Source organism: Streptomyces sp. SCUT-3, assembly GCF_014083985.1.
In the GTDB taxonomy this organism is placed as follows: Bacteria; Actinomycetota; Actinomycetes; order Streptomycetales; family Streptomycetaceae; genus Streptomyces_H; species Streptomyces_H thermolineatus.
On sequence record NZ_CP046907.1, the window covers coordinates 3,240,325 to 3,260,000 of the forward strand.

A 19,676-nucleotide genomic window follows, 5' to 3' on the forward strand; every position below is an offset into this window, starting at 1 on the left:
CCCTGCCCGGCCGACCCGGCCCCGCCGTAAGCGCCCGCCCCCGCACGGGGGGCGGGCGCTTACGCCACCCGCCCCGCCGCCCGCGGCTCACTCCGCGAGCGTGCCGGCCTCCACGGAGAACACGCTCGGACGCAGCGTCAGGCCGTACACCCTGCCCTCCAGGAGCACCGGCTGCCCCGGCTCCTCCAGCCCGTTCTGCACGGTCTCGCTCAGCCGGGCCTCCGTCTGGGCGACGACGAGCCCCCGCCCGGTGTCGACGGCCAGCAGCCTGCCGTCCGACGAGGACAGGTAGAGCCTGTCGCCCGCGGCCACGAGCGAGGACGCCGTGGACACCCCGGTGTTCACGGTCCACACCTCGGCCCTGCCCCGCAGGCTGTCCACCGCGCGGACCAGGCCGTTCCGGTACTGCAGGTAGACGGTGTCGCCGTCGGCCACCGCCAGGGCCGGCTCCTCGTAGGGCAGCAGGGTGCGGGTGGTGGAGCCGGTCCCCAGGTCGTACCGCAGCACCGCCGCCGCGCCCAGCCCCGACTCCTCCTCCTGCACGAGGTGGAGCGCCTCCTCGGTGCCCCCGGCCGCGGTCAGCAGGCCGTCGAACTCCAGCGGTTCGCCGACGTCGCCGCTCCGCGCGTCCAGGGGGACGACGACGGTGGTGCCCGCATGCCCGGGCGGCTCGTACTGCAGGAGGTACGTGCGGCCCGCGAAGGTCCGCACGACCGGTGCCGGGACGGCCGCGACGGCGTGCCGCCAGCGCTGCCTGCCGGTGGCGGGGTCCAGCGCCGTCATGGAATGCCCGTCCTGCAGGAGCAGCACCGTGTCACCGGTGATCTCGTGGTTGTCGTAGGCGGAGAGGTCGCGGAACCACCGCTCCGAACCGTCGGCGGGGTCGAGGGCGAGGAGGCCCTTCTCCCCGAGGACCAGCAGACTCCCCCCGGAGAGGTGCAGGGAACCGTCGTACGCGGAGGTCACCGAGGGGTCCTCGCGCACCCAGACCTTCTTCCCGGTCGCCGTGTCGACGCGCATCGCCGACGCCCCGGGCGCGGCACAGTACAGCGAGCCCCGTGCGCCGACGCACACCGGGCGTCCCGGCTCCGGCCCCAGGCGGGTCTCCCACGCGGCCGTCCGCTCCCTCCCCGTCGCCGTCGGCGCGGTACGGCCGTCCGGCCGCAGCGCACCGAGGCCCCCTGCCGCGAGCACCGCCGCCGCAGTCGCGAGCACCGCCGCCGCGGCCGTGACGACCAGGCGCCGCCGCACCCCGCGGCCGCCCTTCCCCGGGCCCGCCCCGCCGCCGACGCCGGCGGCAGGCCCGCCGCCCGCCCGGACGGCTCCCCGCCCGCCCCCGGAACATCCGCCTCTGTGCCCTGCGCCTCCGGGCCCTGCCGGGCGGCACCGGACGGCCCGTCCCCGGACGGCCCGTCCCCGGACTCCGACGGCCAGGCGCGCAGCCGCGCCAGCAGGTCGTCCGGGGACGGGCGCTCCTCCGGCCGCTTGGCCAGGCAGGGGCGCACCAGCGACAGCAGCGGTTCCGGAACCGCTGCCAGGTCCGGTTCCTCGTGCACCACCCGGTACACCGCCATGTGCGGGCTCTCGGCCTCGAACGGCGTCCTGCCCGTGCACGCCTGGACCAGCGTCACCGCCAGCGCGAACACGTCCGCCGCGGGCCCCGCCTCCCGGGGGGACCGCAGCTGCTCCGGCGACAGGTAGGGCGGGGTGCCGACGATCCGCCCGGTCCCGGTCAGCTCGGAGACCTCCTCCGCCGCCCGCGCGATCCCGAAGTCGATGACTCTGGGGCCGTCCTCGGCCATCAGCACGTTGCCCGGCTTGAGGTCCCGGTGGACCAGCCCCGCCCGGTGGATGTCCCGCAGCGCCTCGGCCAGCCCGGTCGCGAGCAGCCGCAGTTCGGGCACCGGCAGCGGGCCGTCCTGCCGGATCCGCTCGGAGAGCGTCCGGCCGGGCACGTAGAGGGTGGCCATCCACGGCCGGGCGGCCTCGGGGTCGGCGTCCAGCACCGGAGCGGTCCAGGCGCCGCTCACCCGTCGCGCCGCGTCGATCTCCTTGCGGAACCGCGCCCGGAACTCGGGGTCCTCGGCCAGTTGCCCCCGCACGACCTTGACCGCCATCCGCCGGCCCGAGTCGGTGCGGGCCAGATAGACCACACCCATTCCCCCGGAACCCAGCCGGGACTCCAGCCGGTAGCCCCCGACGGAATCGGGGTCCCCCTCCAGAAGCGGCACGCCCCACCTCCCGGCCCTGCGCCCGACACCGCCTGGAAAGCCTACGGGTTCCCGGCCGGTGTCCCGCCGTCCAGGTGGTCCGCGGGGGAGAGCGGGGTGGGGGAGAGGGCGGTGTCGTCCTCGCCGGGCTCCAGCAGGGTGTCCGCGGCGCCGACGATCATCGGGTCGGGCGTCCCGACAACCTCGTCGTCCTTGTCGTCGTAGGGGAAGCGCGCCAGCACCGCGCGCATCGCCTCTATCCGGCCCCGCCGCTTGTCGTTGCTCTTGACCACCGTCCACGGCGCGCACCCGGTGTCGGTGGCCCGGAACATGGCCACCTTCGCCGCGGTGTAGTCGTCCCACTTGTCCAGGGAGGCCAGGTCGGTGGGGCTGAGCTTCCACTGCCGCACCGGGTCGACCTGCCGCATGGCGAAGCGGGTGCGCTGCTCCCCGCGGGAGACCGAGAACCAGAACTTCACCAGGTGGATGCCGTCGCCCACGAGCATCCGCTCGAACGCCGGGGCCTGCCGCATGAAGCGCTCGTACTCCTCGTCGGTGCAGAAGCCCATCACCCGCTCCACCCCGGCCCGGTTGTACCAGGAGCGGTCGAACATCACGATCTCGCCGGCGGCCGGCAGGTGGGCGACGTAGCGCTGGAAGTACCACTGCGTCCGCTCGCGCTCGGTCGGCTTCTCCAAGGCCACCACGCGCGCGCCGCGCGGGTTGAGGTGCTCGGTGAACCGCTTGATGGTGCCGCCCTTGCCGGCCGCGTCGCGCCCCTCGAAGAGGATCACCACGCGCTCCCCGCGCTCCTTCACCCACCGCTGGAGCTTCAGCAGTTCGATCTGCAGCAGCCGCTTGGTCCGCTCGTACTCGCGGCGGGGCATCCGCCGGTCGTACGGGTAGTTCTCCCGCCAGGTGCTGACCGACGCGCCGTCGGCACGGCGGAGCACCGGGGAATCGTCCTCCCCGCTGCGCACGAGGATGCCCCGCAGCAGCTCCTCCTCGGGGCTGTCGCCCCCGAACCTTTCGGACTCCCCGGACTCCCTGGACTCTCCGGACCCGTCCGGGGACCCCGCCCGCCCGGCGGGCTCCACCGGCTCCACCGGCTCCACCGGCTTCGCCGTCTCCGTCGGTCCGGCCGTCGGTTCACTGCTCATGGATCGTCTCCGGGGTGTGGTGCGGCACGTGCGTCAGAACGGCATCCTCCCCCGGGCCCGCCGGCCGGCCGAACCGCTCCTGCCCACCGCGCGCGAACCGCTGTGGAACGGCTTGGCCAGCCACCTGCCCAGCGGGCCCGGCGCCTTTCCCGCGGCCCGCGACCCGGCTCCCAGGGAACGCTGCGCACCGCGCTCGGGGTGCCGGGACAGCCGCGGCACGAGGAAGGCCAGTACCAGCAGCACCGCGCAGACGGCCACAATTCCCACAGCGAGCATGGAGACTCCTTCGGTCGGACGTGTCAGCCACACACCTGCCCGGCCGATCACCTTCCACGCCGACCCGGCAGCGGGGCCGGACCGCGCCGTCCGCCCCCGCCCCCGCGCCGCCCCCGCGCCCGGGGCCCGGCCGGTCCCGACCCGCAGCCGGGCTACACCGCGACCCTCACCGGGTCGACCCCGTCCTCGTTGTGCCGGTCGGCCCACGCGCCCAGCGCCGTGCCGCACGCGTGGTCCAGATGCCGCAGGCCGGTCAGGTCCAGCTCGATCGGCCGGTCGGCGGGGAGCCTCTCCAGCGTGTCCAGCATCTTCGGCAGCCGCAGGAAGGTGGCGTTGCCCACCAGCCGCACGACGATCGGGCCGGTACCGGTGTCGACGACGTCCACGTGCACGTGGGACATGTCCCAGGCGGTCTTGGCCACCGCCAGCAGCAGCCCCACCAGCACGCCCTCGAACAGGTTGGTGGCCACGATCGCCACCGCCGTGGCGGCGAGTACCACCGCCTCGCCCCGGTGCTCGCGCCACAGCGGGACCATCGCCCGCACCGGCACCAGCTTCCAGCCCGCGTGCACCAGCACACCGGCGAGCGCAGCCAGCGGGATCACCCCGAGCGCGGCCGGGACCAGGGCGGCGAACAGCAGCAGCCACACCCCGTGCAGCACCCGGGAGGCCTTGGTCCGCGCCCCGGCCCGGACGTTGGCCGAACTGCGCACGATCACCGCGGTCATGGGCAGCGCGCCGAGCACGCCGCACACCGCGTTGCCCGTGCCCTGCGCCACCAGCTCCTTGTCGTAGTCGGTGCGCGGCCCGTCGTGCATCCGGTCCACGGCGGCGGCGCTGAACAGGCTCTCGGCGGAGGCGATCAGGGCGAAGGCCACGACCGTGCCGAGCACGCCGAACTCGGCCAGCCGGGCGAAGTCCGAGCCCGACGGGGGCTGGACCGAGGCGACCAGGCCCTGCACGTCCACCCGCGCCACCGGCGGGTCGAACACCACCACGACCGCGGTGGCCAGTGCCACCGCGACGAGGGGCGCGGGCAGCAGCCGGGCGGCGCCGGGCAGCCGCGGCCACAGCACCAGGACGGCGATCGTGCCGACGCCCAGCGCGGCGGCGGTGAGCGCGGCGGGCGAGCCGGCGGTCTCCACGACCAGCGCGGGCAGGCCGGCGAACTTGGCCGGTCCCCCCGCCGGTGCTCCGATGTCCGCCATCGCGTACAGCTGCCCGGCGATCAGCACCAGGCCGATCCCGGCGAGCATGCCCTGCACCACGGCGACCGAGATGGCCCGGAACCAGCGCCCCAGCCGCAGCAGGCCCATGACGATCTGCAGCACGCCGGCCGCGAGCACGAGGACGCCGAGCGTGCCGATGCCGTGCTCCTGGACGGCCTCGTACACCAGGACGGTCAGGCCGGCGGCCGGCCCGGACACCTGGAGGCTGCTGCCCGGCATCAGGCCGACGACCAGCCCGCCGACGATGCCGGTGACCAGCCCCAGCTCCGCCGGGACACCGGACGCGACGGCCACGCCCACGCACAGCGGCACGGCGACGAGGAAGACGACGAGGGAGGCGGCGAAGTCCTGCCGCCAGGCACGCAGGACGCGCGGGCCACGAGGGCTTGCCGAAGAGCGGCGGGCGGACGCGGAGGGCGGCGGGGAGTGCGAGGGAGCGGTCATGACGAGGTCCTCTCGGCAGGGCGCCGCGCACACGGCGGCACGGCGCCTCTCGGGCAGGGGGAATCACAGGACGTGGCGGCGGCCGGGGCACGGGGCCCGCGGGCACGCGCGGCCGGCCGGACGCCCGGCCGCACCGGGACGCGACCGGGGACTCCTCGGTCCTCACGGTGGTGCGGGACGGGCGCTGAGGCCCGGGCGCCCCGGGACGGGCCGACCTGGGCGGCGCCCGTTCGCGCCGCCCGGTCCGCCCGCCCCTCAGCGGGGCGTCACGGGGGTGTCACAGGGGGCGGAAACGGTCCTCGTCCGCGTCGTGGACGAGGACTCCGCCGGTGTGGATCTCGTAGAACCAGCCGTGCAGCCGGAGGGACCCGGCACCGAGCCCCTCCCGGACGCAGGGGTAGGCGCGCAGCCGGTCCAGCTGAGCCAGCACGTGGCTCTGCACGGCGGCGGCGACCAGCGGGTCGTCCCCGGCGGGCAGCCCGTCGGCGAACGAGGCGCGCAGCCAGTTCCGCACGGCGGGAAGGGCGTCGAGGTCCTCCCCCCGGACCCGCGCCCCGACCGCACCGCAGTGCGAGTGGCCGCACACCACGATGTCCGAGACCCCGAGGGCGACGACGGCGTACTCGATCGTGGCGGCCTCCCCGCTGGGATGCTCCGGCCGGTACGGGGGGACGGCGTTCCCCGCCGTGCGCAGCTCGAACAGCTCCCCGGGACGGGCACCGGTGATCAGGGACGGAACCACTCGTGAGTCCGAGCAGGTGATGAACAGGGCCTCGGGGGACTGGCCGTCGGCAAGAGCGGCGAGGGACAGGTCTCCGCGGCCGGCCCCGGCCCGGTCGCGGAAGGAGCGGGCGTGGTCGATGAGTGTCTGCATGGGGTGTGCCTCCGACGCACCCCGGCGGGCGTCCGGGCGTCGTCGCCCGCGGCCCTGCGCACGGGGTGCCGAGAGTCGCTGGGAACAGTTCCTACGGGTCGGTGCGAACGCACTGCGTCCCTGCGCTCAGCAGCGGAACACCTGGAGCGACGCCTGGAGGGACCCTGCCCCGGAACGCCTGCCGGCGCGCTCGCGCGGCGCGGCGTCGGAGCGCCCGGCCAGCATGAGGCGGGCGAGGACGGAGTCGGCCGCGGACCGCTCCGTCAGGTGGTCCGGGGCCGCGGTCGACAGGCGCGGACGGCACACCCGCCGGGCCTGGTACTGCTCCTCCACCTCCGAGCGGTCGGCGGAGCCGCCGGGGCAGGCCGGAGCCTGGGAGACGGGCGCGGCCGCCGGCCTCGGCGCCGCCTCGGCGCCGGGACCGTCGATGACCAGGACGGCCGCGACCAGCGAGGCCAGCACGAGGAGGAACGCCCGGGCCGCGGCTCTGACCTGCGTCATACCGTCACCCCTTCGCCGTTCGCCTCACGCTGGGTGGACACCTGACTCCATTGTGTCCATGCAGCGGCGAACGCGCGCAAGTCGGAAAGTAGCCAGTGTGTCGACATTCCGTCACCAAAAAGGAGGGCATTCCTCCGGAACGGGCTCCGATCTTTCTCCGCGGGGCCGGAACCGCCGCACGAACTGCGGGCCCGGAGGAGGGATGACGGAAAGAAGGAGGGAAGGAGAAGGAACGGGCCGGAAGAAAGGGGACGAGCATGCTCCGGCGGACACTGATGGCCGCTTCCCGCAGCACCGGAGTCCGGAAGGCCGTCGAGACCGTCCCCGCCTCCCGGCGCGTCGTGGCCCGCTTCATCGCCGGGACCCGCACCGAGGACGCCCTCCACGCCGCCCGGCACCTGATGGCCGAGGGCTTCGCCGTCTCCCTCGACCGCCTCGGCGAGAACACCCGGGACCGGGCGGGGGCCGAAGCGGCCCGCACCGCCTGCACCGACCTCCTCCGGGCCCTCGCCCGCACCGGCCTCGCCGCCCGCACCGAGATCTCCGTCAAGCTCTCCGCCCTCGGACAGCTCCTCCCCCGGGACGGGCAGCGGACCGCCCTCGACAACGCCCGCGCCGTCTGCGAAGCCGCCCGGGCCGCCGGCACCACCGTCACCCTCGACATGGAGGACCACACCACCACCGACTCCACCCTGGCCGTCGCCCGCGCACTCCGCGAGGACTTCCCCGACCTGGGCGTCGTCCTCCAGTCGGCCCTGCTCCGCACCGAGGGCGACTGCCGCGACCTCGCAGGCCCCGGCTCCCGCGTCCGGCTGTGCAAGGGCGCCTACGACGAGCCCGCCTCCGTGGCCCACCGCACCCGCCGCGAGATTGACCTCGCCTACGTCCGCTGCCTCGGGATCCTCATGGCGGGCCGCGGCTACCCCATGGTCGCCACGCACGACCCCCGCCTCATCCGCATCACCAAGGCCCTGGCCCGCGGGCACGGCCGCGCCCCCGGCACCTACGAGCACCAGATGCTCTACGGCATCCGCCCCGAGGAGCAGCTCCGCCTGGCGGCAGCGGGCGAGACGGTCCGGATCTACTTGCCCTACGGGGACGACTGGTACGGCTACTTCATGCGCCGGCTCGCCGAACGCCCGGCCAACCTCGTCTTCTTCCTCCGGGCCCTCGCCACCCGCGGCTGACCCCGGCAACCCCGCCCGGAGGGCCGGCAACCCCGCCCGGCGGACCCGGCAGGAAGGCGCAGCCCCGCCCCCGGGGCGGGGGCGTACCACGACCCGGACGGTCGCCCCCGGGCCGACGCCCCGGTGCGAGGATGGCCGCAGAACAGTCCGCGACAGATGAGGTGAACCGCCCCATGACCGCACGAGTCGCCGTCCTCGGCACCGGAAAGATCGGCGAGGCACTGGTCTCCGGGATGCTGCGCGCAGGGAAGGCACCTTCCGACATCCTCGTCACCGCCCGCCGCCCCGAGCGGGCGGAGGAACTGCGGGTCCGCCACGGTGTCGAAGCGGTCACCAACGCCGAGGCCGCCAAGGCCGCCGACACCCTCATCCTCACCCCCAAGCCCCAGGACATGGGGGCGCTCCTCGAGGAACTCGCCCCCCACGTCCCCGCGGACCGCCTGGTCGTCTCCGGCGCGGCCGGCATCCCCACCGCCTACATCGAGGACCGCCTGCACGAGGGCATCGCCGTCGTCCGCGTCATGGCCAACACCCCGGTCCTGGTCGACGAGGGTATGAGCGTCATCTCCGCGGGCCGGCACGCCACCGAGGCGCACCTGCTGCGCACCGAGGAGATCTTCAAGCCGGTCGGCAAGACCCTGCGGGTCCCCGAGTCCCAGCAGGACGCGGCCACGGCCCTCTCCGGCTCGGGTCCGGCCTACTTCTACTACCTCGTCGAGGCGATGACCGATGCCGGGATCCTCCTCGGCCTGCCCCGGTCCCAGGCCCACGACCTGATCGTCCAGGCCGCGGTCGGTGCCGCGGTCATGCTCCGCGACTCCGACCAGCACCCGGTCAAGCTCCGGGAGGCCGTCACCTCCCCGGCCGGCACCACCATCAGCGCCATCCGCGAGCTGGAGAACCACGGCGTCCGCGCCGCGCTGATCGCGGCCATCGAGGCCGCCCGGGACCGCAGCCGGGAGCTCGCGTCCGGCAACTGACACCCCCTCCCCGCCAAGCCGCCCTCCCGCCCCACCAGGGGGACGGCGGCCCGGCCGGGAGGAGGCAGCCGGCTCCGGCCCCGCCGCTGACTGCGGGGAAGGAGCGGCACACCCACCGTGACGAAAAATTTGCTGGCGCCGAGGTTTGAAACCTGCGCAGGGCCGGGTGTAGAGTTGAACAGTTCCTGGGGGCCTCAGGGTCCCCGGTGACGGACAAGCCGATCTCTCGGCAACCAACACGAGCGAAGAGCCTCGCGGCTTTCAGCGTGTCGGTTATCCGAAAAGAGAGGCACTCCGAATCGGTGATAGAGTTTCGGAGTCGTCGGAACGGCCGGAAAGGGCCGGGCCGGCAAACCCTCCCAGCGGGGGCCGGAAACGCGAAAGCGGGTCTGGTAGGCTGGGAAACACGAAGGGAAAGCCCGGAGGAACCGGTGAGACGGTTTCGAAGGAAGCTTCCGTTCCTTGAGAACTCAACAGCGTGCCAAAAGTCAACGCCAGACTATAAAACACCCCGGGCAGTCGCCGGAATTCTTCTTCCGGGTGCTGCTTGAGGTTCCTTTGAAAAAGTCCTTCCGCGGGCAGTGCCGGCGGGAGGCGACACACAGCGAGGACGCTGTGCGCGGGCCGGATCATTCCTTCGGCCTGCGCCGCTCTGCCGCGATGTTTCATACATTCACGGAGAGTTTGATCCTGGCTCAGGACGAACGCTGGCGGCGTGCTTAACACATGCAAGTCGAACGGTGAAGCCCTTCGGGGTGGATCAGTGGCGAACGGGTGAGTAACACGTGGGCAATCTGCCCTGCACTCTGGGACAACCCGGGGAAACCCGGGCTAATACCGGATACGACCCTCCAGGGCATCTTGGGGGGTGGAAAGCTCCGGCGGTGCAGGATGAGCCCGCGGCCTATCAGCTTGTTGGTGGGGTGATGGCCCACCAAGGCGACGACGGGTAGCCGGCCTGAGAGGGCGACCGGCCACACTGGGACTGAGACACGGCCCAGACTCCTACGGGAGGCAGCAGTGGGGAATATTGCACAATGGGCGCAAGCCTGATGCAGCGACGCCGCGTGAGGGATGACGGCCTTCGGGTTGTAAACCTCTTTCAGCAGGGAAGAAGCGCAAGTGACGGTACCTGCAGAAGAAGCACCGGCTAACTACGTGCCAGCAGCCGCGGTAATACGTAGGGTGCGAGCGTTGTCCGGAATTATTGGGCGTAAAGAGCTCGTAGGCGGCTTGTCGCGTCGGTCGTGAAAGCCCGGGGCTTAACCCCGGGTCTGCGGTCGATACGGGCAGGCTAGAGTTCGGTAGGGGAGATCGGAATTCCTGGTGTAGCGGTGAAATGCGCAGATATCAGGAGGAACACCGGTGGCGAAGGCGGATCTCTGGGCCGATACTGACGCTGAGGAGCGAAAGCGTGGGGAGCGAACAGGATTAGATACCCTGGTAGTCCACGCCGTAAACGTTGGGAACTAGGTGTGGGCGACATTCCACGTCGTCCGTGCCGCAGCTAACGCATTAAGTTCCCCGCCTGGGGAGTACGGCCGCAAGGCTAAAACTCAAAGGAATTGACGGGGGCCCGCACAAGAGGCGGAGCATGTGGCTTAATTCGACGCAACGCGAAGAACCTTACCAAGGCTTGACATACACCGGAAACTGGCAGAGATGTCAGCCCCCTTGTGGTCGGTGTACAGGTGGTGCATGGCTGTCGTCAGCTCGTGTCGTGAGATGTTGGGTTAAGTCCCGCAACGAGCGCAACCCTTGTTCTGTGTTGCCAGCATGCCCTTCGGGGTGATGGGGACTCACAGGAGACTGCCGGGGTCAACTCGGAGGAAGGTGGGGACGACGTCAAGTCATCATGCCCCTTATGTCTTGGGCTGCACACGTGCTACAATGGCCGGTACAATGAGCTGCGATACCGCGAGGTGGAGCGAATCTCAAAAAGCCGGTCTCAGTTCGGATTGGGGTCTGCAACTCGACCCCATGAAGTCGGAGTCTCTAGTAATCGCAGATCAGCATTGCTGCGGTGAATACGTTCCCGGGCCTTGTACACACCGCCCGTCACGTCACGAAAGTCGGTAACACCCGAAGCCGGTGGCCCAACCCCTTGTGGGAGGGAGTCGTCGAAGGTGGGACTGGCGATTGGGACGAAGTCGTAACAAGGTAGCCGTACCGGAAGGTGCGGCTGGATCACCTCCTTTCTAAGGAGCACACGCCAGTCACGGGCGAACGCCCCGTGATGGTCGCTCATGGGTGGAACGTTGACTATTCGGCACAGTTGGTTTTGGTGGGTCTGCTAGTACTGCTTCGGCGTGGAACGCAGGGGTCACCGATCGGCTGGGCCGGGCGCGCTGTTGGGTCCTGAGGGAACGTGAGTTTTCTCAGTGCCGGTCCCGGACTGGTGCCAAACCGCCCTGTGAGGGGCAGGTGGCCCGTGCATGGTTCGGGTGTCTGGTCGTTGCTTGAGAACTACATAGTGAACGCGAGCATCTGTGGCCAAGTTTTTAAGGGCGCACGGTGGATGCCTTGGCACCAGGAACCGATGAAGGACGTGGGAGGCCGCGATAGGCCCCGGGGAGCTGTCAACCGAGCTGTGATCCGGGGGTGTCCGAATGGGGAAACCCGGCAGTCGTCATGGGCTGTCACCCGCTGCTGAACACATAGGCAGTGTGGAGGGAACGCGGGGAAGTGAAACATCTCAGTACCCGCAGGAAGAGAAAACAACCGTGATTCCGGGAGTAGTGGCGAGCGAAACCGGATGAGGCCAAACCCGTTACGTGTGATACCCGGCAGGGGTTGCGTGGCGGGGGTTGTGGGAGTGTTCTTCAGTCGTCTGCCGGCGGCTGGGAGAGTCAGAAACCGTTGGTGTAGTCGAAGGGCATGCGAAAGGCCCGGCGTAGAGGGTAAGACCCCCGTAGACGAAACATCAGCGGCTCTCTTGAACGCCACCCAAGTAGCACGGGGCCCGAGAAATCCCGTGTGAATCTGGCGGGACCACCCGCTAAGCCTAAATATTCCCTGGTGACCGATAGCGGATAGTACCGTGAGGGAATGGTGAAAAGTACCGCGGGAGCGGAGTGAAATAGTACCTGAAACCGTGTGCCTACAAGCCGTGGGAGCGTCGGGACGAGCTTGCTCGTCCTCGTGACTGCGTGCCTTTTGAAGAATGAGCCTGCGAGTTTGCGGTGTGTTGCGAGGTTAACCCGTGTGGGGAAGCCGTAGCGAAAGCGAGTCCGAACAGGGCGATTGAGTAGCGCGCCCAAGACCCGAAGCGGAGTGATCTAGCCATGGGCAGGTTGAAGCGCGGGTAAGACCGTGTGGAGGACCGAACCCACCAGGGTTGAAAACCTGGGGATGACCTGTGGTTAGGGGTGAAAGGCCAATCAAACTCCGTGATAGCTGGTTCTCCCCGAAATGCATTTAGGTGCAGCGTCGTGTGTTTCTTGCCGGAGGTAGAGCACTGGATAGGCGATGGGCCCTACCGGGTTACTGACCTTAGCCAAACTCCGAATGCCGGTAAGTGAGAGCGCGGCAGTGAGACTGTGGGGGATAAGCTCCATGGTCGAGAGGGAAACAGCCCAGAGCATCGACTAAGGCCCCTAAGCGTACGCTAAGTGGGAAAGGATGTGGAGTCGCAGAGACAACCAGGAGGTTGGCTTAGAAGCAGCCACCCTTGAAAGAGTGCGTAATAGCTCACTGGTCAAGTGATTCCGCGCCGACAATGTAGCGGGGCTCAAGCGTACCGCCGAAGTCGTGTCATTGCAGTACGTACCCCCAACGGGGACTGTGATGGGTAGGGGAGCGTCGTGTGCCGGGTGAAGCAGCGCCGGAAGGCAGTTGTGGACGGTTCACGAGTGAGAATGCAGGCATGAGTAGCGATACAAGAGTGGGAAACTCTTGCGCCGATTGACTAAGGGTTCCTGGGTCAAGTTGATCTGCCCAGGGTAAGTCGGGACCTAAGGCGAGGCCGACAGGCGTAGTCGATGGACAACGGGTTGATATTCCCGTACCCGCTTCGAAGCGCCCACGCTGAACCCTCTGATGCTAAGGCCGTGAAGCCGCCGGTGGTCTTCGGACCGCTGGTTGGTGGAGCCGCCGGCCCGAGGGGGTAGTAGGTGAGCGATGGGGTGACGCAGGAAGGTAGTCCAGCCCGGGCGGTGGTTGTCCCGGGGTAAGGGTGTAGCCCGGAGGATAGGCAAATCCGTCCTCCATGCAGGGTGAGACCTGATGCCGAGCCGATTGTGGTGAAGTGGATGATCCTATGCTGTCGAGAAAAGCCTCTAGCGAGCAGCGAAGCGGCCCGTACCCTAAACCGACTCAGGTGGTCAGGTAGAGAATACCGAGGCGTTCGGGTGAACCGTGGTTAAGGAACTCGGCAAAATGCCCCCGTAACTTCGGGAGAAGGGGGGCCACGGCCGGTGACGGGCTTTGCGCCCTGAGCTGGTGGTGGCCGCAGAGACCAGCGAGAAGCGACTGTTTACTAAAAACACAGGTCCGTGCGAAGCCGTAAGGCGATGTATACGGACTGACGCCTGCCCGGTGCTGGAACGTTAAGGGGACCGGTTAGCTCGTCTTCGGACGGGCGAAGCTGAGAACTTAAGCGCCAGTAAACGGCGGTGGTAACTATAACCATCCTAAGGTAGCGAAATTCCTTGTCGGGTAAGTTCCGACCTGCACGAATGGCGTAACGACTTCTCGACTGTCTCAACCACGGGCCCGGTGAAATTGCACTACGAGTAAAGATGCTCGTTTCGCGCAGCAGGACGGAAAGACCCCGGGACCTTCACTACAGCTTGATATTGGTGTTCGGTTCGGCTTGTGTAGGATAGGTGGGAGCCGGTGAAGCATGCACGCCAGTGCGTGTGGAGGCGTCGTTGAAATACCACTCTGGTCGTGCTGGATGTCTAACCTGGGTCCGTGATCCGGATCAGGGACAGTGTCTGGTGGGTAGTTTAACTGGGGCGGTTGCCTCCTAAAGGGTAACGGAGGCGCCCAAAGGTTCCCTCAGCCTGGTTGGCAATCAGGTGTTGAGTGTAAGTGCACAAGGGAGCTTGACTGTGAGACCGACGGGTCGAGCAGGTACGAAAGTAGGGACTAGTGATCCGGCGGTGGCTTGTGGAAGCGCCGTCGCTCAACGGATAAAAGGTACCCCGGGGATAACAGGCTGATCTTCCCCAAGAGTCCATATCGACGGGATGGTTTGGCACCTCGATGTCGGCTCGTCGCATCCTGGGGCTGGAGTCGGTCCCAAGGGTTGGGCTGTTCGCCCATTAAAGCGGTACGCGAGCTGGGTTTAGAACGTCGTGAGACAGTTCGGTCCCTATCCGCTGTGCGCGTAGGAGTCTTGAGAAGGGCTGTCCCTAGTACGAGAGGACCGGGACGGACGAACCTCTGGTGTGCCAGTTGTCCTGCCAAGGGCATGGCTGGTTGGCTACGTTCGGGAGGGATAACCGCTGAAAGCATCTAAGCGGGAAGCCTGCTTCGAGATGAGGGCTCCCACCCCGTGAGGGGGTAAGGCTCCCAGTAGACGACTGGGTTGATAGGCCAGATGTGGAAGCCGGGCAACCGGTGGAGCTGACTGGTACTAATAGGCCGAGGACTTGTCCATAGCTGCTCGCGTTCACTGTGTGGTTCTGAAGTAACGGCCGCCGAGCCCACCCCCGTGCGGGGTTGGTGTTCCGGCCGGCAGCTTCACAGCGTTTCGGTGGTTATAGCGTTAGGGAAACGCCCGGTCACATTCCGAACCCGGAAGCTAAGCCTTTCAGCGCCGATGGTACTGCAGGGGGGACCCTGTGGGAGAGTAGGACACCGCCGAACAAATTTTACGGGCCCGGTCCCGGGAGTCGAGGAATCGACTTCCGGGACCGGGCCCTTTTCTGCGTTCCGCGCGATTCCCGCGGCGCTTCCGCGGGGGCCGCGGGCAGCGGAACGGTCCGAGGACCGCCGTTGGGCGCCGGGCCTCGACCGGCGAATACGGGCACCGAGCGTGTGCCCCTGCCGCGTCTTTCAGAGGAAAGCGTGCCTCGTGCGGTGATGGCCGGGCGCCACTCGAGGAGCCGGGGGGCTCTTCGCATCCTCCTTCCCGCCCCGAAACAGCCTCCCCGCCCCGAAACAGCTGGGGCAGCCACCTGGCGGCCGTGATGGTCGTCCGCAGCGGACGGCCGCAGCGGCGTCGGGCGCCAGAAGCCAGCTCTCAGAACGCCGACAGTGGAAGCCGGACCGAAGCTTTGCTGGGAGAGGGCAACCAGAGAGGCATCCCGGTTGTCCGACTGGGCACAGAGCAGGCAAGAGGATCGATTCGCCATGGAGAGGTGGAAAAGGCGTATGCGTACCCAAGGACTTCTGGCCGCCGGTGCTGTCGTCGCGGCGCTCGGCACAACCCTCGGTGCCGCCCCTGCCGCTGCTGCACAGGACACTGGGCAGCGGGCTTCAGCCGTGCGCCCCGCGGAGCGGGCCGTCAGGCCGTGCACGGAGCGCGAGGTGAGGGTGCAGGCCAGTCCCTCCGGCGAACACGCCAACGTCATCGAGATGTCGGTGACCAACACAGCCCGGAAGGCGTGCACGGTCACCGGGCCGAGCATCACCTTCGAGGGCCTCGACGGAGCCGCGATGCACGTGCCGGAGGGCCAGGAGACGACCCACACCCTTCACCCGCAGGACACCGCCTATGCGGCGATGCAGACCATCGCCGAACGCGACATGGACCAGGCACGTGTTGTCGGGGCCATCTCCGTGGCCACCTCGCCGGCCTACTACGGAACGCGGTTCGAGGGCACAGTCCTCGTCTACGACCCTCTGACGACCCGGTGGCTCTCCTCGTCGGCGGAGGCGGAGAGCACTCTGCTCATGTACGCCCCTTGACCGGAGCAGCCTGATCCGGAAGCCCGGGGCAGGCAGTCCGAATCCCGGAGAAGTGGGCCGGCGCACGACAGGATGTCCTGCCGTGCGCCGGCCCTTCCTCCGGAGTCGCCGTCCGCAGTCCGCTCGAAGGAGGTCACGTGCTCTCCGGGGACCGCGCACCGGACTGTGTGACCGGCGGTGATCGGTGAAGATCCGCCGAGGTGCCGGCGGGAGGCGGAGAACCCGACCGCGGACGCAGTGGAGTCGGCGATCCGTGAACTGCGGGCCGGGATCACCGCGGCGCCGACGACGACGTTCATCGAGCGGATCAGCTGCGACCTGGCCGAGGGGCACTGTCCGGTGGGCGAGGACGCTGCGGGGGGCGGCGGAGGGCGAAGAGCACGCGTTGGGCTCCCGCGGCCGGAAAGAATCAACCCGTGGCGCGGGGAACGGAGTTGCCGTTACGGATCGCTCGACGAGGCGGTCGGCAGGACCATGCAGAGCCGAGACGCCGTATCCGTCGCCGAAGCATGCGTCCGGCTCTGCTCCGGGACGGCGTGAAGCACGTACTCAGGGCTCGGCGCGAGCCGTTCGCATTTCCCGCAGGACTGCTGCGCTCCGCCGGCACCAGTCCCGGTTGCCCTGTTCGAAGGCGAGGCCGCGCAGGCAGGTCAAGTAAGGGCCGATCCGCTCGCCGTGGCGCAGGAACTCCTCCTCGCTCCTGCCTCCCCGCATCCGCCGCAGGAGCCCGTCGAAGAGCTCGATCTTGGCTTCGGCGAAGACGGCTCGCTCGGTGAGCTGTGCGATCACCTCGTCGGCGTCGACGTGGTCGACGGCCTGGACCTTGACGAGCAGGTCGTCACGTATGAACGAGGGTTTGGTGGCGGTTGCCGTGAACTGCTGCAGTTCGTCGTGACCGGCCTCGGTGACTTTGAAGAGGCGCTTGTTGGGCCGGGTGTCCTGGACCACCTCCCGGCCTGCGACCAGACCTTCTTTCTCCAGCTTGGCCAGTTCGGCGTACAGCTGCTGGGGCAGGGCGTGCCAGAAGTTCGCCACACCCGCGTCGAACGACTTGGCCAGCTGGTACCCGCTGAGCTCCTCGTCCAGCAGCGCCGCGAGGACGGCATGACGCAATGCCACGGGGACGACTCCTCCCTCTTCCGTCGGGCTCCTCGCCATGATAGTCAATAAAATGACTAATCAATTTCCTGACTATGAAGGAGCAGCCGTGACGACCGCAGACCGCTTTCGTGCCGCCGTCGAGGAGCGCGACCTCACCGCGCTGGACGAACTGTTCACCGAGGACATCCGCTTCTACAGCCCGGTGAAGTTCACGCCTTTCGAGGGCAGGCCCATGGTGCTGGGTCTTTTCGGCGTCCTGCTGCGCACCTTCGAGGACTTCCGTTACGTCGGGGACTTCGAGGGGACGGCCGAGACCAGCGCCGACGGCGCCGAAGCCCCCTCGGCCGTGCTCCTCTTTCGGGCGACCGTGGGCGGCAAGCAGATCCACGGCATCGACCTGCTGCAGTTCGACGAAGCAGGAAGGATCAAGGAGTTCACGGTGATGGTCCGGCCGCTGTCCGCGGTACAGGCCCTGAGCGATGCGGTGCTCGCGGGCCTCGTCGCAGACGGCATTGTTCCGACTCCGACCAACGGCTAGCACCGCATCGGGCAACGTTCGCCCTGCCGGACAGGTTGAGCAGGCCGGACAGGGCGAGCACGCTGTGTTCTCGGTGTCGTCGTTGTGTGTGGGGCGGATCGACGCATGGCTGGCGGCACATGCACCGGCGACGTTGGCGCTGCTCCGCCCTCCTGGCACGCCGGGCGAGCTGGAGTCGGTTCAACGGGTGCTCGGCGTGCAGTTCCCCGTCGAGCTGCGTGAATAGCTGAGCTGCCACAACGGCGCGAGTGAGTGGACGAGTCTGCTTCCCGAGCAGTCGCCACTGGGTGCGGCCCGCATTGCTGAGCACGGGCGGCTGGGACGGGCAGGTCATTCCGCTGCCCTGCTCTTTGTGGCCGGCGTGGTCGGCACCGGCGACGGCGAAGTAACGCAGTGCGGTGAACCGGGCTTCGATCCTGCTGATTCAGGAGGAGTTGGTCGGGGTGTGGGCGATCTCGACGTTGCTGGTCCCGGCCCGGTCCGCGACCCGGCGGCAGCACTTGGTGGTCAGGTGCGGGGAGTGGTTGCCGCAGACGATCGCGATGCGGACCTCCGGTGGGTAGAGGCTGCGCAGGGAGCGGCTGGAGGTCGTGCGAGCCGAACTCGTCCAGGCAGAGCATCGCCTCCGGTCCTCACGGCTCGGGTATGACGTCGCCGTCGCCGTTGAAGTTGTGGAGCACGTCCCTCGCCCGGTCCGCGCTGGTGAAGCTCACCTTGGCGATCTCCGCCACCGGCATGCCCTGCGCGGACAGCAGCACCATCTGCGCGCGCCGCCAGGTCACCACCGACCCGCTGCCGCGGCAGATGGATCCGCAGCCGCCGCCGGCCCTCATCGTCATCGATCTCACCGACCCGCACCCGCTCAGCCGGCCGGTCGTTCCGACCGTGCCGTGCCGGCCCGATGCGGTTGCGGGTCGGCACGTTGCTTGCAGTGCTGAGAGGCAGCGAGGTCGACACAGGCCCTTTGAGCGTCCTACGGACGTGCTGCACGAAGGTGGAGGGTGGGTAGCGGGTGCCCCAGCTGTTGTCCTCCGGTACGGCGTCGCCCGGGGCGCGTCCTTCGGGGAATGCAGGAAGTTCAGGGCCGGCAGGTCCCGGTGCGGTTCGGAGCCGGCGCGGGACCGATGGCTTCGGTCGTCCTGGATCGGTCTGCTCGAGCAAGGACAGCCGGGCATCGCCCCCTGCAAGAGCCGTGCACGTCACTGCCTGCCCAGGAGGGGCCGCGCACCTGGTCGTTGGTTTCGCCCGGCCGTTTGCTCCCAGGGGAAGGCCGTGCCTCCCCGACACGGCAGCAGTACGGCGAGGACCTGGCGGCGGTGCGCGTTCCAACGCGACGGACCGCGGCTCGTCCACGGAGCTCGGCGAGGCTCAGCCCTGAGCAGCACGGTCAGTACCGCGATCGAGGCCCCGAGCGGCTCTGCGTTCGAACCACGCCGGACCGGACAGCCCGTGGCACCGGCAAGGAAGACCTCTTGAGCCCCGTACCCGGTGCCTTGTCACCATGGCTGAACAGCAACGTGCTGCCGCTCGCCCGCACTTCGCCCTCGCCCGCATGGTCGCCCGAGAGGTCTCGGCGGTTCAGCACGGACCCTGCCGCTCCCTGTGACGCCGAGGAAACGGCGCCTGTGAGGCGAACCCCGGGATCTTCCCGAAGCGGGCAGGAGACGCGGGCCCTGCATTCGGGAATCCAGTCCTGTCCGACCACCGCGGCGCCTCTTTCCTGCCGGACTCCTGCCGAGTACCCTGGGCCGACACCCGACGCCGGATTCTGCCCGCCCCCTCGAGCCTGAACGCAAGGACCTTCGACCCCAGGAGGTCCACAGAGGGTGAGCCCGTCCTGGTGTCCTCGTGAACGATCCCGGCATGCGCGCGCCGTTCTTCCCGGGCCGGCCGGTCCCCGGCCGACGGCGACCAGGAGGAGCCCGCGCCTTGACGGTGCACTTGTACGCACGGGCAGCTGCTGACCTTCCCGGCGGGAGCGGGCGGCACGTCGACAGAACTCCATGGCTGCCTTCGAGCATCGTGAGGCCGTTGGACGGACTGCCCCGACCGGATCGATGGTGCTCTCCACGGTCGGCCGGCCGGCGGACGGGCTGGACTGCCGAGTGCGGCTTCGGGAGCATCGACAGGTCAGGCACACAGGTGATCGCCCGACGCTGGGGACGTCTCGTGCGTGGTTCCCGAGCGCATTTTTCCCTCCGGCACCGGTGCTGGGCAGGCGGCAACCACGGGGTTTGACGCGGGGGCGCCCGATGCGTAATGTTCTCCGGGTTGCCCCGTGTGAGAGCCGACTCCGGTCGGTCCCCGGGCAGCCAATC

12 protein-coding genes, 3 rRNA genes and 1 pseudogene are annotated in these 19,676 nt (G+C 69.0%); 7 read left to right on the plus strand and 9 right to left on the minus strand.

The genetic code is table 11. The features are described 5' to 3' along the window. Nucleotides 1–87 precede the first annotated feature (87 nt). From GQS52_RS14265 to GQS52_RS14295, 7 genes are all read right to left on the minus strand, one after another. The gene (locus GQS52_RS14265) at nt 88–1,020 is read right to left on the minus strand and encodes a PQQ-binding-like beta-propeller repeat protein (RefSeq protein ID WP_182313806.1); all 933 of its coding nucleotides are present in this window, start codon (nt 1,018–1,020) and stop codon (nt 88–90) included. Beyond that, on the minus strand, nt 963–2,231 hold the full coding sequence (locus tag GQS52_RS27825) for a serine/threonine-protein kinase (RefSeq protein ID WP_259370774.1): 1,269 nt from the start codon (nt 2,229–2,231) through the stop codon (nt 963–965). The genes GQS52_RS14265 and GQS52_RS27825 overlap by 58 nt, the downstream gene beginning before the upstream one ends. A gap of 41 nt (nt 2,232–2,272) precedes the next feature. Next, entirely contained in the window at nt 2,273–3,370 is a 1,098-nt protein-coding gene (gene ppk2 / locus GQS52_RS14275; protein ID WP_182313807.1) for a polyphosphate kinase 2, read from the minus strand. 33 nt (nt 3,371–3,403) lie between these two features. Further along, entirely contained in the window at nt 3,404–3,646 is a 243-nt protein-coding gene (locus GQS52_RS14280) for a DUF6411 family protein (RefSeq protein ID WP_182313808.1), read from the minus strand. 152 nt (nt 3,647–3,798) lie between these two features. Continuing rightward, nucleotides 3,799–5,319: a SulP family inorganic anion transporter gene (locus tag GQS52_RS14285; RefSeq protein WP_182313809.1), complete on the minus strand. Its 1,521-nt coding sequence runs from the start codon at nt 5,317–5,319 to the stop codon at nt 3,799–3,801. A 277-nt stretch (nt 5,320–5,596) separates the two neighbouring features. Beyond that, nucleotides 5,597–6,193 (minus strand): carbonic anhydrase, encoded by a 597-nt coding sequence (locus GQS52_RS14290; RefSeq protein WP_182313810.1) that lies wholly within the window; start codon nt 6,191–6,193, stop codon nt 5,597–5,599. 126 nt (nt 6,194–6,319) lie between these two features. Beyond that, entirely contained in the window at nt 6,320–6,694 is a 375-nt protein-coding gene (locus tag GQS52_RS14295; RefSeq protein ID WP_182313811.1) for a hypothetical protein, read from the minus strand. Nucleotides 6,695–6,951: 257 nt separating this feature from the next. Between GQS52_RS14295 and GQS52_RS14300 the strand changes: the two genes are divergently transcribed. The 6 genes from GQS52_RS14300 to GQS52_RS14325 all read left to right on the plus strand — a co-directional run bounded on the left by GQS52_RS14300 (nt 6,952) and on the right by GQS52_RS14325 (nt 15,719). Next, nucleotides 6,952–7,881, plus strand: a complete 930-nt coding sequence (locus tag GQS52_RS14300) for a proline dehydrogenase family protein (RefSeq protein ID WP_182313812.1) — start codon at nt 6,952–6,954, stop codon at nt 7,879–7,881. A 173-nt stretch (nt 7,882–8,054) separates the two neighbouring features. Then, nucleotides 8,055–8,861 carry a pyrroline-5-carboxylate reductase gene (gene proC / locus GQS52_RS14305; RefSeq protein WP_182313813.1) on the plus strand — a complete coding sequence of 269 codons (807 nt, stop codon included), beginning with the start codon at nt 8,055–8,057 and terminating at the stop codon, nt 8,859–8,861. Between the two features lie 672 nt (nt 8,862–9,533). After that, nucleotides 9,534–11,059 (plus strand): 16S ribosomal RNA (locus GQS52_RS14310). 293 nt (nt 11,060–11,352) lie between these two features. Beyond that, nucleotides 11,353–14,466, plus strand: a 23S ribosomal RNA gene (locus GQS52_RS14315). Between the two features lie 92 nt (nt 14,467–14,558). Then, a 5S ribosomal RNA gene (gene rrf, locus GQS52_RS14320) occupies nt 14,559–14,675 on the plus strand. Together the 16S, 23S and 5S rRNA genes form the textbook arrangement of a ribosomal RNA operon. 507 nt (nt 14,676–15,182) lie before the next feature. Next, nucleotides 15,183–15,719, plus strand: a complete 537-nt coding sequence (locus GQS52_RS14325; RefSeq protein ID WP_259370775.1) for a DUF4232 domain-containing protein — start codon at nt 15,183–15,185, stop codon at nt 15,717–15,719. 549 nt (nt 15,720–16,268) lie between these two features. On the opposite strand, the gene GQS52_RS14330 is transcribed toward GQS52_RS14325, so the two are convergent. Further along, nucleotides 16,269–16,838: a PadR family transcriptional regulator gene (locus tag GQS52_RS14330; RefSeq protein WP_182313815.1), complete on the minus strand. Its 570-nt coding sequence runs from the start codon at nt 16,836–16,838 to the stop codon at nt 16,269–16,271. An 88-nt stretch (nt 16,839–16,926) separates the two neighbouring features. On the opposite strand from GQS52_RS14330, the gene GQS52_RS14335 reads away from it, so the two are divergent. After that, nucleotides 16,927–17,358, plus strand: a complete 432-nt coding sequence (locus GQS52_RS14335; protein ID WP_259370776.1) for a nuclear transport factor 2 family protein — start codon at nt 16,927–16,929, stop codon at nt 17,356–17,358. 337 nt (nt 17,359–17,695) lie between these two features. Here GQS52_RS14335 and GQS52_RS28405 read toward each other — a convergent pair. Then, nucleotides 17,696–18,261 (minus strand): annotated as a pseudogene (locus GQS52_RS28405) (helix-turn-helix domain-containing protein); the annotation flags it as partial. Between the last annotated feature and the right edge of the window lie 1,415 nt (nt 18,262–19,676).

Excerpts from the sequence above, each read along its gene's own strand:
- GQS52_RS14265 (WP_182313806.1), bottom strand. The coding sequence starts at position 1,020 with ATGCGCGTCGACACGGCGACCGGGAAGAAGGTCTGGGTGCGCGAGGAC.
- ppk2 (WP_182313807.1), bottom strand. The coding sequence starts at position 3,370 with ATGAGCAGTGAACCGACGGCCGGACCGACGGAGACGGCGAAGCCGGTG.
- GQS52_RS14280 (WP_182313808.1), bottom strand. The coding sequence starts at position 3,646 with ATGCTCGCTGTGGGAATTGTGGCCGTCTGCGCGGTGCTGCTGGTACTG.
- GQS52_RS14285 (WP_182313809.1), bottom strand. The coding sequence starts at position 5,319 with ATGACCGCTCCCTCGCACTCCCCGCCGCCCTCCGCGTCCGCCCGCCGC.
- GQS52_RS14290 (WP_182313810.1), bottom strand. The coding sequence starts at position 6,193 with ATGCAGACACTCATCGACCACGCCCGCTCCTTCCGCGACCGGGCCGGG.
- GQS52_RS14295 (WP_182313811.1), bottom strand. The coding sequence starts at position 6,694 with ATGACGCAGGTCAGAGCCGCGGCCCGGGCGTTCCTCCTCGTGCTGGCC.
- GQS52_RS14300 (WP_182313812.1), top strand. The coding sequence starts at position 6,952 with ATGCTCCGGCGGACACTGATGGCCGCTTCCCGCAGCACCGGAGTCCGG.
- proC (WP_182313813.1), top strand. The coding sequence starts at position 8,055 with ATGACCGCACGAGTCGCCGTCCTCGGCACCGGAAAGATCGGCGAGGCA.
- GQS52_RS14325 (WP_259370775.1), top strand. The coding sequence starts at position 15,183 with ATGCGTACCCAAGGACTTCTGGCCGCCGGTGCTGTCGTCGCGGCGCTC.